This is a genomic window from Microvirga sp. ACRRW, assembly GCF_022346925.1.
Lineage (GTDB): Bacteria > Pseudomonadota > Alphaproteobacteria > Rhizobiales > Beijerinckiaceae > Microvirga.
Map to the genome: position 1 here is coordinate 135,860 of NZ_JAKRNJ010000002.1, position 15,116 is coordinate 150,975.

Annotated in this window: 10 protein-coding genes; 3 read left to right on the top strand and 7 right to left on the bottom strand. The window is 61.0% G+C overall.

Annotated features, from left to right (window positions below; genetic code table 11):
- Positions 1-33 precede the first annotated feature (33 nt).
- Positions 34-1,839, bottom strand: coding sequence for a M10 family metallopeptidase C-terminal domain-containing protein (locus MHY87_RS04930; protein WP_239349998.1), 1,806 nt, complete (start codon positions 1,837-1,839; stop codon positions 34-36).
- A gap of 188 nt (positions 1,840-2,027) precedes the next feature.
- On the opposite strand from MHY87_RS04930, the gene MHY87_RS04935 reads away from it, so the two are divergent.
- From MHY87_RS04935 to MHY87_RS04945, 3 genes are all read left to right on the top strand, one after another.
- Complete coding sequence (locus tag MHY87_RS04935) at positions 2,028-3,344, top strand: glucose-6-phosphate isomerase (RefSeq protein WP_239350000.1); 1,317 nt, start codon at positions 2,028-2,030, stop codon at positions 3,342-3,344.
- Between the two features lie 136 nt (positions 3,345-3,480).
- Complete coding sequence (gene mutL / locus MHY87_RS04940) at positions 3,481-5,331, top strand: DNA mismatch repair endonuclease MutL (protein WP_239350002.1); 1,851 nt, start codon at positions 3,481-3,483, stop codon at positions 5,329-5,331.
- Positions 5,332-5,377: 46 nt separating this feature from the next.
- Positions 5,378-5,785: an OsmC family protein gene (locus MHY87_RS04945; RefSeq protein ID WP_239350004.1), complete on the top strand. Its 408-nt coding sequence runs from the start codon at positions 5,378-5,380 to the stop codon at positions 5,783-5,785.
- A 2-nt stretch (positions 5,786-5,787) separates the two neighbouring features.
- Here the strand turns inward: MHY87_RS04945 and mgrA are convergent, their stop codons facing one another.
- The 6 genes from mgrA to MHY87_RS04980 all read right to left on the bottom strand — a co-directional run bounded on the left by mgrA (position 5,788) and on the right by MHY87_RS04980 (position 14,841).
- Complete coding sequence (mgrA, locus tag MHY87_RS04950; protein WP_239350006.1) at positions 5,788-6,837, bottom strand: L-glyceraldehyde 3-phosphate reductase; 1,050 nt, start codon at positions 6,835-6,837, stop codon at positions 5,788-5,790.
- Positions 6,838-7,134: 297 nt separating this feature from the next.
- Positions 7,135-9,210, bottom strand: a complete 2,076-nt coding sequence (locus MHY87_RS18835; protein WP_304611109.1) for a calcium-binding protein — start codon at positions 9,208-9,210, stop codon at positions 7,135-7,137.
- Between the two features lie 184 nt (positions 9,211-9,394).
- Positions 9,395-10,435, bottom strand: a complete 1,041-nt coding sequence (locus tag MHY87_RS04965; protein WP_239350008.1) for a zinc-dependent alcohol dehydrogenase family protein — start codon at positions 10,433-10,435, stop codon at positions 9,395-9,397.
- A gap of 110 nt (positions 10,436-10,545) precedes the next feature.
- Complete coding sequence (locus MHY87_RS04970) at positions 10,546-12,546, bottom strand: cadherin domain-containing protein (RefSeq protein ID WP_239350010.1); 2,001 nt, start codon at positions 12,544-12,546, stop codon at positions 10,546-10,548.
- Positions 12,547-12,722: 176 nt separating this feature from the next.
- Positions 12,723-13,280 carry a 16S rRNA (guanine(966)-N(2))-methyltransferase RsmD gene (gene rsmD / locus MHY87_RS04975; protein WP_239350012.1) on the bottom strand — a complete coding sequence of 186 codons (558 nt, stop codon included), beginning with the start codon at positions 13,278-13,280 and terminating at the stop codon, positions 12,723-12,725.
- 13 nt (positions 13,281-13,293) lie between these two features.
- Positions 13,294-14,841 (bottom strand): pseudouridine synthase, encoded by a 1,548-nt coding sequence (locus tag MHY87_RS04980; RefSeq protein ID WP_239350696.1) that lies wholly within the window; start codon positions 14,839-14,841, stop codon positions 13,294-13,296.
- Between the last annotated feature and the right edge of the window lie 275 nt (positions 14,842-15,116).

The following is a 15,116-nucleotide window of genomic DNA, read 5'->3' on the forward strand; positions in this document are numbered from 1 at the left end:
GATGCACATGATATTGTTCTCGATAAGTAGGCTTTAGATGACGAAGAAGTCGGCATGGGTGAGGGCGGTGCCGGGCTTGACCTTGGCGAACTCGATCGCCGCGCCGCCGCGCGAGCCGTCCGCATCGTAGGACAGCACGCCCTTCGTCTTGTTGTAGACGATGAAGTCGTTGGCATCTCCAGCCTTGGGGCCGATCTTGAAGAACGACTTGTTGAGCTCGCCCATCTTCGTCAGCTTGCGGAAGATCGCATTCTCCAGACGGATCGAGTCGTCCTTCACGTTGAAGTCGCTGATCGTGTCCACGTTCGTGTTCTTGTTCAAAGCCGTGGTGAACACGAACGCGTCCTTGCCCGATCCGCCCGACAGGCGATCGTTGCCGGCTTCGCCGTTAAGCCTATCGTTGCCGCCCAGGCCGGAGAGCTTATCGTTGCCGATATCGCCGGTCAGCCGGTCGGAGCGTGCCGTTCCGGTGCGCGTGAAGCTAGGGTCAATCAGGGTCACGACCTGGTCGTTGAACTTGGCGAAGTTGACGCTGATGAGCGTGTCCTTGCCCTCGCCGTCTTCCCTGTTGTCGGCCACCGTGAAGCTGCCATCGCCGTTCTTGGTGATGGTGTAGTTGGCCCTGGCGCCGCTGAAGGTTGCGGTGTCGATGGAATTGCCGCCGTCGAGGGTGTCGTGGCCTGCGCCGCCGGAGAGGGTGTCTTTGCCGTCGTTGCCCCAGAGATGGTTGGCGGCGATGTTGCCGGAGAGGGTGTCGTGGCCTGAGCCGCCCTTGGCGTTCTCGATCAGCGAGCGTGGATCGTCGTTGTGCAAGAGTGCGTTGTAGACATTGCCGCGAGCAGAATAACTTTCTGCATTGGGGCCAACGCGGCCGAGATAGGTACGCTGATCTTGGCTGAACGTCGAGTATTCGCCCGGAGCTAGACTAACCTTGAGATCGGTTACGTAGTTTGACAGGTCATAAGTGTCGCTGCCGCCACCATCCCAGATCGTTTGAAGAATTTTATTGTGCTCTTTTGTCGATGAAAGGCCATCGCCGACTCTCCCTTTGGAAATGCCGTTGACGAAAACCTCACCCGTATGAGGACTCCAGTTGTAGACCGTATCGTCGCTTCGGAACTTGTAGTTGGCGCCATACATCTGCTGCAGAGCAGCGATGTCCAGCATCATGAAAGTTTGTTCGTAGCTTGAGAGGTTTTCAATTTCAGGGTGCCCTCCAGCCAAAGCATCAGGCCCCATTCCCGGCACTGCTACAGTCGGAGCGCTGTTATAGCTCATGACTGTGTATTCCTTGAAATCCTTGTCGTCGGGAATGTCGAGCCGGCCATGCTTAAGGCCCAAGACTTTTCCAACTCCCCAAAGTCCTAGGCTGGCACCATAAGTACCGTTGGCGGCAAGCTGGATCTGGTACGATTGCCACCCGGACCGGCCAAACCACATATCGCCGTCCGCGCCGCCATAGACGTTGTATTCACCAGGCACATACGCCATGCCATAGCCTGCATACGACGACATGCCGATGCGGATGTCCGTAGGTGTGGTTTCAGGATTCGTTTGCTCCAGATTGATGTTCGTGAAGCCTGAGACTGGCGTTAGAGTCATGGATCGGCCAGCCTCAGCAGAATCTCCCTTCAAGATGGCTTGCAGATTTTGCCGCATCATCTCGTTGACGGGCGCAAAGTGATGTTGCGGCTCGTAATAGCTATCGGTCGAAGGAAAGGACGCCAGCGTCTGGGCAAAGCCATAGGTGACTGGTGCATTATCCCAACGCCATCCGGAAAGAAGGCTGTCGATATACGAATTGCCTGTTTTGGTTTCGTCCTTGATGCCCGTTGCCATAGCAGCTCTCTTTTGTTGTAACGTTTCGTAGCGTTAGGTCGGGATCTTCCGTTACGCAACCTGAGCCATTCGGCCAAAAGTGACGCAGCTCTTCGTTCGGAGAGGGGTGCTAGGCCCTAGCCGTTCCGCCTGCGACGCCCTAAAGTTCCGCTTCACTTTTCTGAACGAGAACGAGTCGGAGTACCCGCATGGCCCTGCAGCAATCGATCGATCTGGCCCTGGACACCACAATCGGGGAGGGCGGTCTGTCGCGGGCGGCGGTCGAGGCTGCCCTTGAGGCTGTGGGTAAGGCCATGGAGCGGCTGGCGGAGGACGATGTCTCGGGCCGGCTGCCGCTGCTGCATATGCCGCGCACGAGCGACGATCTTGCGGCGGTGAAAGAGGCCGCCGCCTGGCTCCGGATGGATGCGACGGATGTGGTGTTTCTCGGCACCGGCGGGTCGAGCCTCGGCGGCCAGACGCTGGCTCAGCTGAAGGATTATGCGGTGCCGGGCGTCGGGCGCTTCACGGAAAGCCCGCGCGTTCACTTCCTCGACAATCTCGATCCCATCACTTTCGACCACATCCTGCACAAGCTGCCGCTGTCCTCGACACGCTTCGTGTCGATCTCCAAATCCGGCGGCACGGGCGAGACCCTGATGCAGACCATCGCCGTGCTCTCTGCCCTGGAGAAGGCGGGCCTGAAGGCCATGCCGAAGGACATGTTCCTCGGCCTGTCGGAGCCGCGCAAGGCAGGCGGCAAGAACGCCCTGCGCGATCTGCTTGAGCCCGAGGGCGTGCGCTTCCTGGAGCATCACACCGGCATCGGCGGGCGCTATTCCGTGCTGACCAATGTGGGTCTTCTGCCCGCAGCCGTTCTAGGCCTCGACATCGCCTCCATCCGCCAGGGTGCGGCGGAGTCCTATGAGCCGTTCCGCAATGGGAGCGCCGCCAAGGACGCGCCAGCAGCGCTCGGCGCCGCGCTCAACGTGGCTGCGGCCCGGAGCGGCAAGGGCATTGCCGTCACCATGGCCTATGCGGACCGTCTCGAACGGTTCACCCGCTGGTGGGTGCAGCTCTGGGCCGAGAGCGTCGGCAAGGATGGCAACGGCACGCAGCCCGTGGCCGCCATCGGTCCGGTCGATCAGCACAGCCAACTCCAGCTTTATCTCGCTGGCCCCAACGACAAGCTGTTTACCGTCATGACCACGGGCGTGGCGGGACAGGGCCCGCTCATGGACGAGAAGCTCTCCAAGCGCGCGGGCGAGCCGGGCTTCGGCGGCAAGCGCATCGGCGATCTCGTGGCGGCCCAAGGCCGCGCGACAGCCGATACGCTCGCCAAGAACAGCCGCCCGACCCGGCGCATCCATATCGAAAAGCTCGATGAGCGCGCCGTCGGCGAGCTGCTCATGCATTTCATGCTGGAGACGATCCTTACCGGTTATGCGCTTGGCGTCGACCCGTTCGACCAGCCCGCCGTCGAAGAAGGCAAGATTCTCGCCAAGCAGTATCTGGCGCAGGGGTAACTCGCACCGTCCTCCCGGACGGCTCCGCCGATCCGGGAGGACGGTGGACTGGTGTGGGAATAACGTCGCGGCTTCTGGCATCGGCGGCGTTCACTCCCTATTTTAAGCTTTCCGAATCCTTCGATAGAAGCGCCTCATGCTCGTCCGCCGCCTCGATCCCATCCTTGTCGACCGCATCGCTGCGGGCGAGGTTGTCGAGCGCCCGGCGGCAGCTGTGAAGGAGCTTATCGAGAACGCCGTGGATGCAGGCGCTAACTCCGTCGAGATCACGGTGGAGGCCGGCGGACGCAGGCTCATCCGCATCGTCGATGACGGGAAGGGCATGAATCCGGATGATCTGGAGCTTGCCGTCGAGCGTCACGCAACATCCAAGATTCCGGACGGTGATCTCTTCTCCATCAACACGCTCGGCTTCCGCGGCGAGGCGCTGCCGTCCATCGGTGCTGTGGCCCGTCTTGCTATTACCACGCGCACCAGCGATGCCGAGACCGGCTCCATGATCGTCGTGGAAGCGGGCGTGAAGCATCCCGTGCGGCCTGCCTCCGCGCCGAAGGGCACGCGTGTCGAGGTGACGGATCTGTTCGCGGCCACGCCCGCGCGCCTGAAGTTCCTGAAGAGCGACCGCTCCGAGGCGCAGGCCGTGGCGGAGATCGTGAAGCGTCTCGCCATCGCGCATCCAACTGTGCGCTTCACGCTGTCGGGCGAGCACATCACCGCCTTCACCTATCCGCCGGAAGAGCCCGGCGAGCACGGCTTCTTGCGCCGCTTGTCACGCGTGCTCGGCTCCGACTTCCACGAGAACGCCATGTCTATCGGCGTGGAGCGCGAGGGCGTGCGGCTCACAGGCTTCGCGAGCCTGCCGACCTATCATCGCGGCACATCCACCGCGATTCATTTCGTGGTGAACGGACGGCCCGTGCGTGACAAGCTTCTGCTCGGCGCGGTGCGTGGCGCCTATGCCGACGTGATGGCCTCCGACCGTCATCCGGTGCTTGCCATCATGATCGATATCGATCCGCGCGCGGTGGATGTGAACGTGCATCCGGCGAAAACGGAAGTGCGCTTCCGCGATCCTGCTTTCGTGCGCGGGTTCGTGGTGGCCGCGATCAAGGAAGCGATCAACCGTTTCGGCATGCGCGCATCCTCCACGGTCGGCACGCGCACGCTGGAGAGTCTGCGCCCACAAGGGATGCAGCCGTCGCGTCCGGCCTACGGGCATCACCGCCCTTCCATCGTTCGCCCATCGAGCGGCTTCGCCCATTGGCAGGCACCGCTCGATCCGCCGTCGCAAGGTTACGCGCCTTCCGGTTTGGCGGAGGCGCAAGCCCATTTGCCCGATCTCGCAGCGCCTTCCGCCGACAGCCGCGCGACGCTCACCGAGATCGAGCCGGAGATGGAGGCTGCACCCTTGGGCGCTGCACGCGCGCAGGTGCACGGCACCTATATCGTCACTCAGACGCAGGATGGCATCGTCATCGTCGATCAGCACGCCGCGCATGAACGCCTCGTCTATGAGCGCCTGAAGCGCGAGCGCGCATCGTCGGGCATCGCACGTCAGTTGCTGCTCATTCCTGAGGTGGTCGATCTCGACCCAGTGGACGCGGACCGCGTTCTTGCTGAAGCCGCGATGCTGGAGAGCCTCGGCCTTGCCGTCGAGCCTTTCGGTCATGGTGCGCTTCTGGTGCGCGAAGTGCCGTCCGCCCTTGCAGGCGGAAGCATCAAGGCGCTCGTGCAGGATGTAGCGGACGCGCTTGCGGAATGGGGGCAGGGGGGAACCAACCCGCTCGAAGAGCGGCTCGATGCTGTTCTCTCGCGCATGTCCTGCCACGGCTCCATCCGTGCCGGACGCCGCATGCGTCCGGAAGAGATGAATGCGTTGCTCCGCGAGATGGAGGCGACGCCTCTCTCCGGCCAGTGCAATCACGGGCGCCCCACTTATGTGGAGCTGAAGCTCAGCGACATCGAACGCCTGTTCGGACGACGCTAGCGCGCGCCTCGACGAGAGATCATACTAAGCCGCCAGGAGGTGGCTCATGACGACGATGGCTGTCAGGTTGCGCGGCATCCCGGGAACGGAAGCCTCGATAGGTTGGGCGGGCGCCCATTCCGTCGTTGTCGATCGACCGGACGGAAAGGCTGGGGGCATGGGGCTCGGCTTCAACGGTGGTCAGCTGCTTGCATTGGCGATTGGCGGATGCTTCTGCAACGATCTCTATTACGTGGCCCATGAGATGGGCATCGCGCTGAAGCACGTTGCCGTGGATGTGACAGTCACGTTCGACGGCGCTCCGCTCCGTGCAACGGGGGCCCATATCGAGATTGTCGTCGAGGCCGCCGACAAGGCTGCGGATCTCGATGCTCTCATCCGCATGGCGCAAGAAACATCGACCGTGAGTAACTCGATCTCACGCGGGGTGCCTGTCAGCGTTACGTCCCGCTAGATCTACTTCCCACGCGGGGGGCCTTCCCGCTCGGACGATTGCGCCCAGATGTTGAGATTGCCTTCCATGGCATAGCGGTCGATCTCAGCCAGATCCTCCGGCGTGAACGCGAGGTTCTTGAGCGCGCCGACGCATTCCACCACCTGCTCGGGCTTGCTCGCGCCGATGAGCGCGGTCGTCACGCGGCCTCCGCGCAGCACCCAGGCGACCGCCATCTGCGCAAGACTCTGTCCGCGCCGCTCGGCAATTCCGTTGAGGTCGCGGATGCGGGAGATGTTGTCTTCGCTGAGGAAGCTCGTTCGCAATGACTTGCCGGCGGCCGCGCGGCTTTGCTCTGGAATGCCATTGAGGTACTTCGACGTCAGCATGCCTTGCGCCAGCGGCGAGAATACGATGGAGCCCATGCCGAGGTCGTCGAGCGTATCGAGCAGGCCATCTTCTTCGATCCAGCGGTTGAGCATGGAATAGCTCGGCTGGTGGATGATGTACGGCGTCTTGAGCTCGCGCAGGATGGCCACCGCCTCCCGCGTGCGCTTGCTGTTGTAGGAGGAGAGGCCGACATAGAGCGCCTTGCCCTGTCGAACGGCGGAATCGAGCGCCATCATGGTCTCTTCCAGCGGCGTTTCCGGATCGAACCGGTGCGAATAGAAAATATCGACGTAATCGACGCCTAAGCGCTTGAGGCTCTGGTCAAGGCTCGACAACAGATATTTGCGGCTGCCCCACTCGCCGTAAGGCCCCGGCCACATGCGATAGCCTGCTTTTGTGGAGATCACGAGCTCGTCGCGAAACCCATGAAAGTCGCTGCGCAGAATCTCGCCAAACAGGCTCTCCGCCGAGCCGGGAGGCGGGCCGTAATTGTTGGCGAGATCGAAATGTGTGATGCCGAGATCGAAAGCCGTGCGGCAGATCTCCCGCGCGGTCGCCACCGATTGGTCCTCACCGAAATTGTGCCATAGCCCCAGCGAGATCGCGGGCAGCTTCAAGCCGCTTCGACCGCAACGGTTGTAGATCATCTCGTCATAGCGATGAGCGGCGGGCTGGTAAGCCATGGCGTCCTCCGGAAGTGAACTGTATGGCAGGCTGGCACAGGCAGCATGGTCATGTCGAGATGCGCCTGGCTCCAGTTTCACAATCATTGAGGTTCTTTTGGAAAGCTCGACTGTGAGTGAGCAATTTCTATGAGGGGAGCGTTTTTCTTGCAACGACCTATCCTCTCGTGGGAGCAGGTACAGATCGCTTGGTACGAGAGCAGATGATTACGTATTCGAATGCGCTGCCGAAATAGCAGTTATCGGCGAAGAGCCACGGTTTTAGGGACAAGGAGAGATACCTGCCCCGAACCCCGTTCAAATGATGAAGAAATCTTTGTAGGTGAGCTTCAGGTTCTTGTTGAGCGTCGCGATCTTGATCTGCGCAGCAGAGCCTGTGCCGTCCTTGTCGTAATAGAGCGCGCCGGTCTTGCTGTCGTAGATGATGCGGTCTTCCCGGTCCCGCGCGTGTGGGCCCTTGACGAACATGTCCGACTTGAACTTCATGCCAGCAGCCGAGCCTTTGCCGAGCTTGGTGAAGATCTTGTTTTCCAAGTGGATCGAGTCGTATTTCGGATCGAAATCGTAGATCCGGTCCACATTCGACTTCTTGTTCGGCTTCGTGTCGAACACGAAGATGTCCTTGCCGCTCCCGCCGTACAGCTTGTCATTGCCGTAGCCGCCGTAGAGCTTGTCGTTTCCGCCCTGACCCTTCAGCGTATTGACGCCCGAATGGCCGCGGATCTCGTTGCCGATATTGGACCCTGTAAGATTGGCCGACTTCTTGCTTGAGAGCCCGGAGAGCTTGAGAGCCTCGATCTGCGCATCCGCAGCCAGTTTATAGCTGCCGCCAACGATGATCGTATCCCGGCCTCCGTTGACGGCTTCCTCAATCATATCTTCGGTTCTGACATGATAGGTATCGTCGCCGAGACCGCCTTTCAGGACGGCTGAGCCGTTGCCGAAGAAAACGTCGGTGAAGGAAGAGCCGACAAGGCCTTCTATGCTGATATAAGTATCACCCGCCGCGTCACCTCCGCTGCCGCCGGAGAGGCTGGCAATCACGCCTGCACTTGCATGCGCGAAGGAGACGTAATCGAACCCATTGCCGCCGTTCAGGATGTCGGCCCCGGCGCTGTCCTCGAACGTATCGTTGAAGGCGGTTCCGATGTAGTGATCGTTGCCTGCTGTGCCTTTAAGGGAAACGGCTTTGTCGCGAGGGTCGATAATCTGAATGCCGTTCGACATCAACGCGGCGATGCGCCCGTCCGCCATCAGGGACAAGCCCTCAAGGGAAATCAAGCTTCCCGTCATCGGTTGGCTGACCAGCAGCTTGTCGCTCACGCGTGCGCCTGCTGCATCGAAGATGGCCAAGCGCACTTCCGAGGTGCTGAGCAATGGGTCCGTCACAACCTGAGCGGCCAGGGCAAAGCCTCCGCCGGGAAGGGCCACGATATCAGGAGTGCCCACAGCCTCAGCCTCTGCAACGGTTGCGTAAAACGACAAAGGATTGGTGACTTCAGTCCCTTCCGCAGTGAAGATTTGGTATCGGACCGTGACGATAGGCTCTGAACCGCTTGCGCTGAGTTCACCATTCTCCGTCCACGTCACGACGAACCTGCCGCCCTCAAGAGCGGTCACCTCAATCGGCATCATGCTCGAACTTGCAACCACGGGGATCGTGAACGATTTCACGACAGCAGGGCCGCCGGCAGCAGATGGGTCCAGCACATAAACCGTGTTCTCGGTTCCGCTCGTGCGAAGGACAGCAACGACTTTGCCGTCAGGCAACACTGCGAGATCGGCCACGGACTCGAACCCGTCCTCATCGCCGGATGCGAGAGTTGGCCCAAGCGCTAAAGTCTCCGAGAGAATTCCATCGCGACTTAAAACGCGCAGAAAGGCTTTGCCGTCCGTACTCCGGAAGACGGCAGCAACGCTTCCATCGGCAAGGCCAATCGCATCGTCTGCCTTGAAGTGGCCGGAGGTGCCGAGGGGACCGCCTCCGAGACCGGCAATGGGATAAGGTTTTACGAGCGGCTGCAGATCGCTTCCATAAATCCCCAGCCATGCCCCAAAATGTCCGGGGCTGCGGCTTGCAATCGTCCATGTGAAGGCGATGCGCCCATCCGGAAGTTCTGTCGCAAAAGGATTGAGAGCACGGTTCGTCAAGGGAAGGTCGCCAAATGGCGAGCCAAACGCTGGGGAATCGATGATCCTCTCTTCCTTGATCGAGCCGTCGGCATTGTAGATGCAAGCCTTGAGCGGGGTGAGCAATGTCGTATCGGCCTTGCCGAAAACCAGGAACGTGCCGTTCCTGAGGGCGAGGACATCATAGTCGTTGATGCCGGCAGGGAGGCCGATAGGGGAGCCCCAGAGAAACGGTTGAGCCATGGCGATCCTCCACCCGGGTCGGAAGAACAATGTGATGCGGATGGCGTAATGTTATAGGAAATTGCCGTTAGGACAACCTTCTCGCGGACATGCCGCAAGTAAAGTTGCGTCCTTGAGCAAGCCTGCTCGGATCGCTCGGGAAGGGCGCTGCGAGGATGCCACGTGGCTCCTGCGAGGAATTGTTTTAGAATTGCGTGATCACGCTGATGCCGAGGCCCTCGAACGTATCCATGCTCATCAGGGCCGCAGGTGCCTCTTCGAGACGAATCCTCTTGCCGACGAGTTTTTCCGGCGCGAGCTTGCCCGTCTCGATCATGTTCATCATGGCCTGATAGCGGAACGCCTGCATGCCGTGGCTGCCGAGGATTTCCAGCTCCCAGCCGATCACCCGATCCATCGGAATCTGGGGGCGCGCGTGATCGCCGAGCATGAGGCCAATCTGCACGTGGCGTCCGCGGCGACGCAGGTTCGCTATCGAGTTGAAGCAGGTGACAGGGCTGCCCAATGCATCGATGGAAACATGCGCGCCGCCCCTCGTGATCTCGCGCACGGCTTCGACCACATCGGCGACGGCGCGCGCGTTGATCGTCGCGACAGCGCCCATCTGCCTGGCGAAGTCGAGCTTCTCTTGCGTGAGATCGACAGCAACCACATTCGCGCCCATGGCGGCCGCGATCATGATGGCCGACAGGCCGACACCGCCGCAGCCATGCACGGCCACCCAATCACCCGGCCCCACGCGGCCCTGATCGACGATGGCGCGGAACGATGTGACAAAGCGGCAGCCGAGGCTCGCGGCCGTTTCGAAATCGAGACTCTCAGGGAGTGAGACGAGGTTCGTGTCCGCGTAGTCCACGGCGACATATTCCGCGAACGATCCCCAGGCCGTGAAGCCCGGCTGAAACTGATGCTCGCAGACCTGATGATTGCCCGAGTTGCATTCGAAGCAATGCCCGCATCCACCGACGAACGGCACCGTGACGCGGTCTCCCTTCTTCCAGCGCGTAACCTGCTTGCCGGTGGCGAGAACCGTGCCCGCCAGCTCGTGCCCCGGCACGTGCGGCAAAACTACATCCGGATCATGCCCCATCCATCCGTGCCAGTCGCTCCGGCACAATCCCGTCGCCTCCACCTTGATCACCACACCTTCCGCAGACGGCGTCGGATCGGGCACGTTCTGCACGCGTGGAGGCTGACCGAATTGCTCGAAGAGAACGGCTTTCATGACGGGCCTTTCGTGCGTCCGAAGCGGGAAAGGTTGATATAGTCGTCAGGTGGCGCCGGAGCAAATGCAGCCTTGAGTGGTGTCTCCGCTCAAGGCTGCTTTCGTCTTTGTCAGATAACGAAGAAGTCGTCGTACTTCAGGCCAAGGCCTTTCTTAAGCTGGGCGATCTCTACCGCTTTGCCCTTGCCTGAGCCGTCCTTGTCATAGAACAGGACGCCGGTCTTTTTGTTGTAGATCAGGTAGTCATCCTTCTCCACGGCCTTGGTGCCGACGGTGAAGAACTCCTTATTGAGTTTGGCTGGTTTCTTCTCAGAGCCCTTCTTGCCCAGTTTCGTGAAAAACTTGTTCTCAAGCCAGAAGCTGTCGTCCTTCACATTGAAGTCAGTAATCTTATCGAAGTTCACCTTGCGGTCAGTTTTGTCCGTGCCGAGTTTCGCATCGAACACAAAGATATCCTTGCCCTTGCCGCCAGTGAGAACGTCGTTGCCATAGCCGCCGCTAAGTCGGTCATTGTCTGCGCCGCCGGAGAGCGTATCGTGGCCGGCGCCGCCAGAGAGAGTATCTTTGCCGATGTTCGCGAATATCGCATCATTGCCAGCGGAGCCGATCGCCTTCTCCGCGACCCAATCGGTCACATTGAGAGTGAAATCTTTCTCGGAGGAAAGGCCTCCTTCATCCGTGACTTTGATGCGGATCGTGTGAGATTGAGCCTGCTCATGATCGAGAAGAAGACGATTGGCAACTTTTACTTGGTTGCCCTGGATCATGAAACGGCCGCCCGCGCCATCTCCGACAAGAGTGTAGGTGAGAGTGCTGCCTGGGGTATCTGTTGCTGAAAGCTCACCCACAACGGTACCATTGTCAGAGAGCTCGCGAACCGATGTAGTGCCGAGCACGATGTTCGTAGGAGCGGCAGGATCCGGTAAAGTGCTGCCTCCGGACACCGAATGAACTTTCAGCTCAGAGTTTGTGACCGTGTGCTCACCGTCCTGCACCTTGACCGTGAAGGTGGTGGTCTCGACGGATCCAGCTGCAGAGCCAGGGCGGGCTCTTGGGTCGAATTGCAAATTCTGGAGAATTCTTTCTACCATAGAGACAGAGGCCGTTACGATGAACGTGCCTGTATCGGGATCATAGTTTCCGTCTTCTTCACCAAGGCCCCGCACGAGCTTGCCTTTAGCTGGATCGAAGGTGACGACTACCGTAACGAGGGCACTGTCGTCTGTCAGCGCAAGACCGGCGAAGGGCCGAGCGAGATCTGTGTCCGCAATCGTGACTTCTTTTACAGCAGGAGGCGTCAAATTTGGAATGGCACTGGGAGTTCCACCCGCCGATGTGACACTTAAATAAACCGGTTGATTGATACTATGCGTTCCGTCTTGGACCCAGAGGCTGAATGTGTAGGTCTCGAGAAACTTTCCAGATGTATTACGACCTGCAGGATCGAATTTTATCTCTGCTAGACCAGCCATGATCTCCGCCGCCGTCCCTGTCAGTCGGTCTATAGGTGTGCGACTGCCGTCTGCTTCAAGCTTGAAGAAAAAGGGATCTGAAGCGCTGTAGGGAGAGAGAAATACTGTTAGGACCGCATTCTCAGGATCAACGATCTTTATCCCGGCGAACGGGGAGGCGAGAGCTGTATCTGGAACAACCGGACTATCCGCAGGAAGCGTGATAGTCGGCGGCTTATCCGCTGTCGTCTTTACCCTAAGGATGGTCGAAGAAGTCTGGGTCGCGCCAACCTTGTCGACAACAGTCGCGGTGAAGGCGACTTCTTCGACACCTCCAACGCCATTGCGATCCCTTGGATCGAACCATAAGCTGGATAAGGCAGCGGATGCTTCGCTCGATGTTCCCGTGAACGTATAAATTCCGGTCGTTGAATCGTAGTAGCCCACCGTATAGCCGAGAAAGGTGCCCTTAGCAGGGTCGTCGATTTTGACGGTAAGCGTGATCTCATCACCTGCATCCGGATCGTAAACATAGGAGCCGAAGAAAGGTTTGAACACTTTCGTGTCGAATGGCACGCCGAGAGAAGGGTCGATCTGGATCAATACGTTAGGTATTGTATTTCCCGTAGTCAGAGAAAATAGGTTGTTGTCTAGTGACATGTTGGTTTCCCAGATTATGATCTTAGGAAAACACTCTATTGTTTTATTGTTACAGTCAAGCTTAGGGCATCACTGCTAATGACGCCCTACCATGCCCCAGCTTTATTCATACACAGCTAGGCCAAGCTGAAAGCTGAGAGAGGCTTCGCCTCGTATCTGTCCGAACTAAAGACAAATCAACCTTTGAACCGCCCGAACATTACCTTCGTCTCCCCGTAATCCCGCCGTTCGATCTCCTCGAAGCCTTCCGGCAGCGTCACCTCGACGCCCTGTGCTTCTTCCACGATCACGAGTGCATCGGGTGTCAGCCATCCGCCTTCCACGCAGGAGCGCAGAGCTTTCGGCGCGAGGTCCTTGCCGTAGGGCGGGTCGCAGAACACGACGGAGAAGGGTGCGTTAGGGGTGGCTTCGCCCATCTTGGTGGCGTCGCGGCGGAAGAGACGAGTTGCGCCGCCGGCGCCGAGTGATTCCACGTTCTCGCGAATGATGCCGCGCGCCTGCGCGCCGTCATCGACGAAGAGCGAGAAGGCGGCACCGCGCGATAGAGCCTCGAGGCCGAGCGCGCCGGTGCCTGCGAAGAGGTCGAGCACGCGCGCGCCCTCGATGGGGTCATCGTAACCGTGCTGCAGGATGTTGAAGAGTGTCTCGCGCAGGCGGTCCGATGTCGGACGGATCACGTCCGAGCTCGGCCCCTTGAGCGAGCGGCCGCGCCAGCGCCCGCCCACAATTCTCATGGCTCAGTCCTCATCAACGACGGCCGCGTGGGCCGCCTTTGGGGCCACCCTTCGAGCCGCCTTTGAAGCCGCCCTTGGATGAACCACGGGGACCGCCTTTAAAGCCACCGCTACGCGGTCCGCCGCGCGAGGGGCCATCGCCACGCGGAGGGCCACGGCGCGGACGCTCGTCGCCTCCCTCGCTGCGTGCACGGAACGGGCGATCCCCCTGTGGCTTGCGCGGACGGTCCTCACCGCCTTCGCGCGAGCGGAACGGGCGGTCGCCGCCACGGCGCGGGCGCTCGCCATCGTCGCGACGAGGGCGGCCTTCGCCGGTGTCACGGCCACGGCGCGCGGGCCCTGCGTCGCGGTCGTCACGGCGGCGCGGGCGATCCTCGCCGAATGAGCCACGGCCTCTGCGCGGTGCGGGAGCTTCCTGTTCCTGCGGCTGACGCACGAGGCGCTCCACCACGACCTTGCGGCCTTCGGACGAAGAAATCGCGCCGACGCGTTCGCGCTTGCGTTCCGCGCTGGCGGCGCGCGCCTCACGCGGATCGGCGCCACGGCGCGGAGCCTTCTTGCGCGGTGCATCCTCGTCGGTTTCGCCGGCGCGCCATACGCTCTTCTTCGCTTCGAGACGTGAAGGACGCTTCTTCGGCTCTTCCTCTTCGCGCTCGAAACGCTCCTTGCCAAAACGCTCCTTGCCGCGTGCGCGGAAAGGCTTCTCGTCCTCGTCGCGGCGGCGCGGGCGCTCATCGCGGTCACGACTGACGCGGGCAGGGCGCTCGTCGCGCTCCTCGCGGTGGTCTTTCTTCGATGAGCCGAAGGGCGCGATGGGCTCGCGCACCGGGCTCTCGAAATCGACGCCGGCTTCTGCGGCGAGTGCCGCACCGAGCTGATCCTTCAGGATCTTCGTCTTCACTTCTTCGGCGAGGCCTTGCTCGAGATCGCCGAGCTGGAACGGTCCGAAGGACATGCGGATCAGGCGGTTCACCTGCATGCCGAGATGTTCGAGAATGCGCTTGATCTCGCGGTTCTTGCCTTCGCGCAGACCCATCGTGATCCACACGTTGTCGCCCTGCATGCGGTCGAGACGTGCTTCGACGGGACCGTACTCGATGCCGTCGATGGTGATGCCGTCGCGAAGCCCGTCGAGATCGGCCTGCGTGATGTCGCCATGGGCGCGCACCTTGTAGCGGCGCAGCCAGCCGGTCTCGGGATGGGCGATGACGCGGGCAAGTCCACCGTCGTTGGTGAGCAGCAGCAAGCCTTCCGTGTTGATGTCGAGACGGCCCACAGCCACCACGCGGGGCAGGTCTTCGGGCAGGTTCTCGAACACGGTGGGACGGCCCTCGGGATCGCGGGCGGTTGTCACGAGGCCGCGCGGCTTGTGGTAGAGCCACAGGCGCGTGCGTTCCTTGGTGGGCAGGGGCTCGCCGTCCACGGTGATCTGGTCGGCAGCGGTCACGTTGATGGCCGGGCTCTCCAGCACCTTGCCGTTGAGGGTCACGCGGCCTTCCGCGATCATCGCCTCCACGTCGCGGCGGGAAGCGACGCCCGCGCGGGCAATCACCTTGGCGATGCGCTCCTCGGAAGGCTCCGAGGCTTCGACGGCGACTTCGGGACGTTCCTCGCGCGGACGGCGCGGACGATCCTCTGACGAGCGGTCGAAACGACGCGGGCGGTCGTCGCCGCCACGGCCACGGAAAGGCCTGTCGCCCTCGTCCCGGCGCGGGCGGAATGGCTTGTCGCCACCCTCGGAACGGCTACGGAAGGGGCGATCTCCGTCTTCACGGCGGGCGCGGAACGGTTTGTCGCCACCTTCGGAGCGGCTGCGGAAAGGACGGTCACCGCCCT

Excerpts from the sequence above, each read along its gene's own strand:
- mutL (WP_239350002.1), top strand. The coding sequence starts at position 3,481 with ATGCTCGTCCGCCGCCTCGATCCCATCCTTGTCGACCGCATCGCTGCG.
- MHY87_RS04965 (WP_239350008.1), bottom strand. The coding sequence starts at position 10,435 with ATGAAAGCCGTTCTCTTCGAGCAATTCGGTCAGCCTCCACGCGTGCAG.
- MHY87_RS04970 (WP_239350010.1), bottom strand. The coding sequence starts at position 12,546 with ATGTCACTAGACAACAACCTATTTTCTCTGACTACGGGAAATACAATA.
- MHY87_RS18835 (WP_304611109.1), bottom strand. The coding sequence starts at position 9,210 with ATGGCTCAACCGTTTCTCTGGGGCTCCCCTATCGGCCTCCCTGCCGGC.
- mgrA (WP_239350006.1), bottom strand. The coding sequence starts at position 6,837 with ATGGCTTACCAGCCCGCCGCTCATCGCTATGACGAGATGATCTACAAC.
- rsmD (WP_239350012.1), bottom strand. The coding sequence starts at position 13,280 with ATGAGAATTGTGGGCGGGCGCTGGCGCGGCCGCTCGCTCAAGGGGCCG.
- MHY87_RS04945 (WP_239350004.1), top strand. The coding sequence starts at position 5,378 with ATGACGACGATGGCTGTCAGGTTGCGCGGCATCCCGGGAACGGAAGCC.
- MHY87_RS04930 (WP_239349998.1), bottom strand. The coding sequence starts at position 1,839 with ATGGCAACGGGCATCAAGGACGAAACCAAAACAGGCAATTCGTATATC.
- MHY87_RS04935 (WP_239350000.1), top strand. The coding sequence starts at position 2,028 with ATGGCCCTGCAGCAATCGATCGATCTGGCCCTGGACACCACAATCGGG.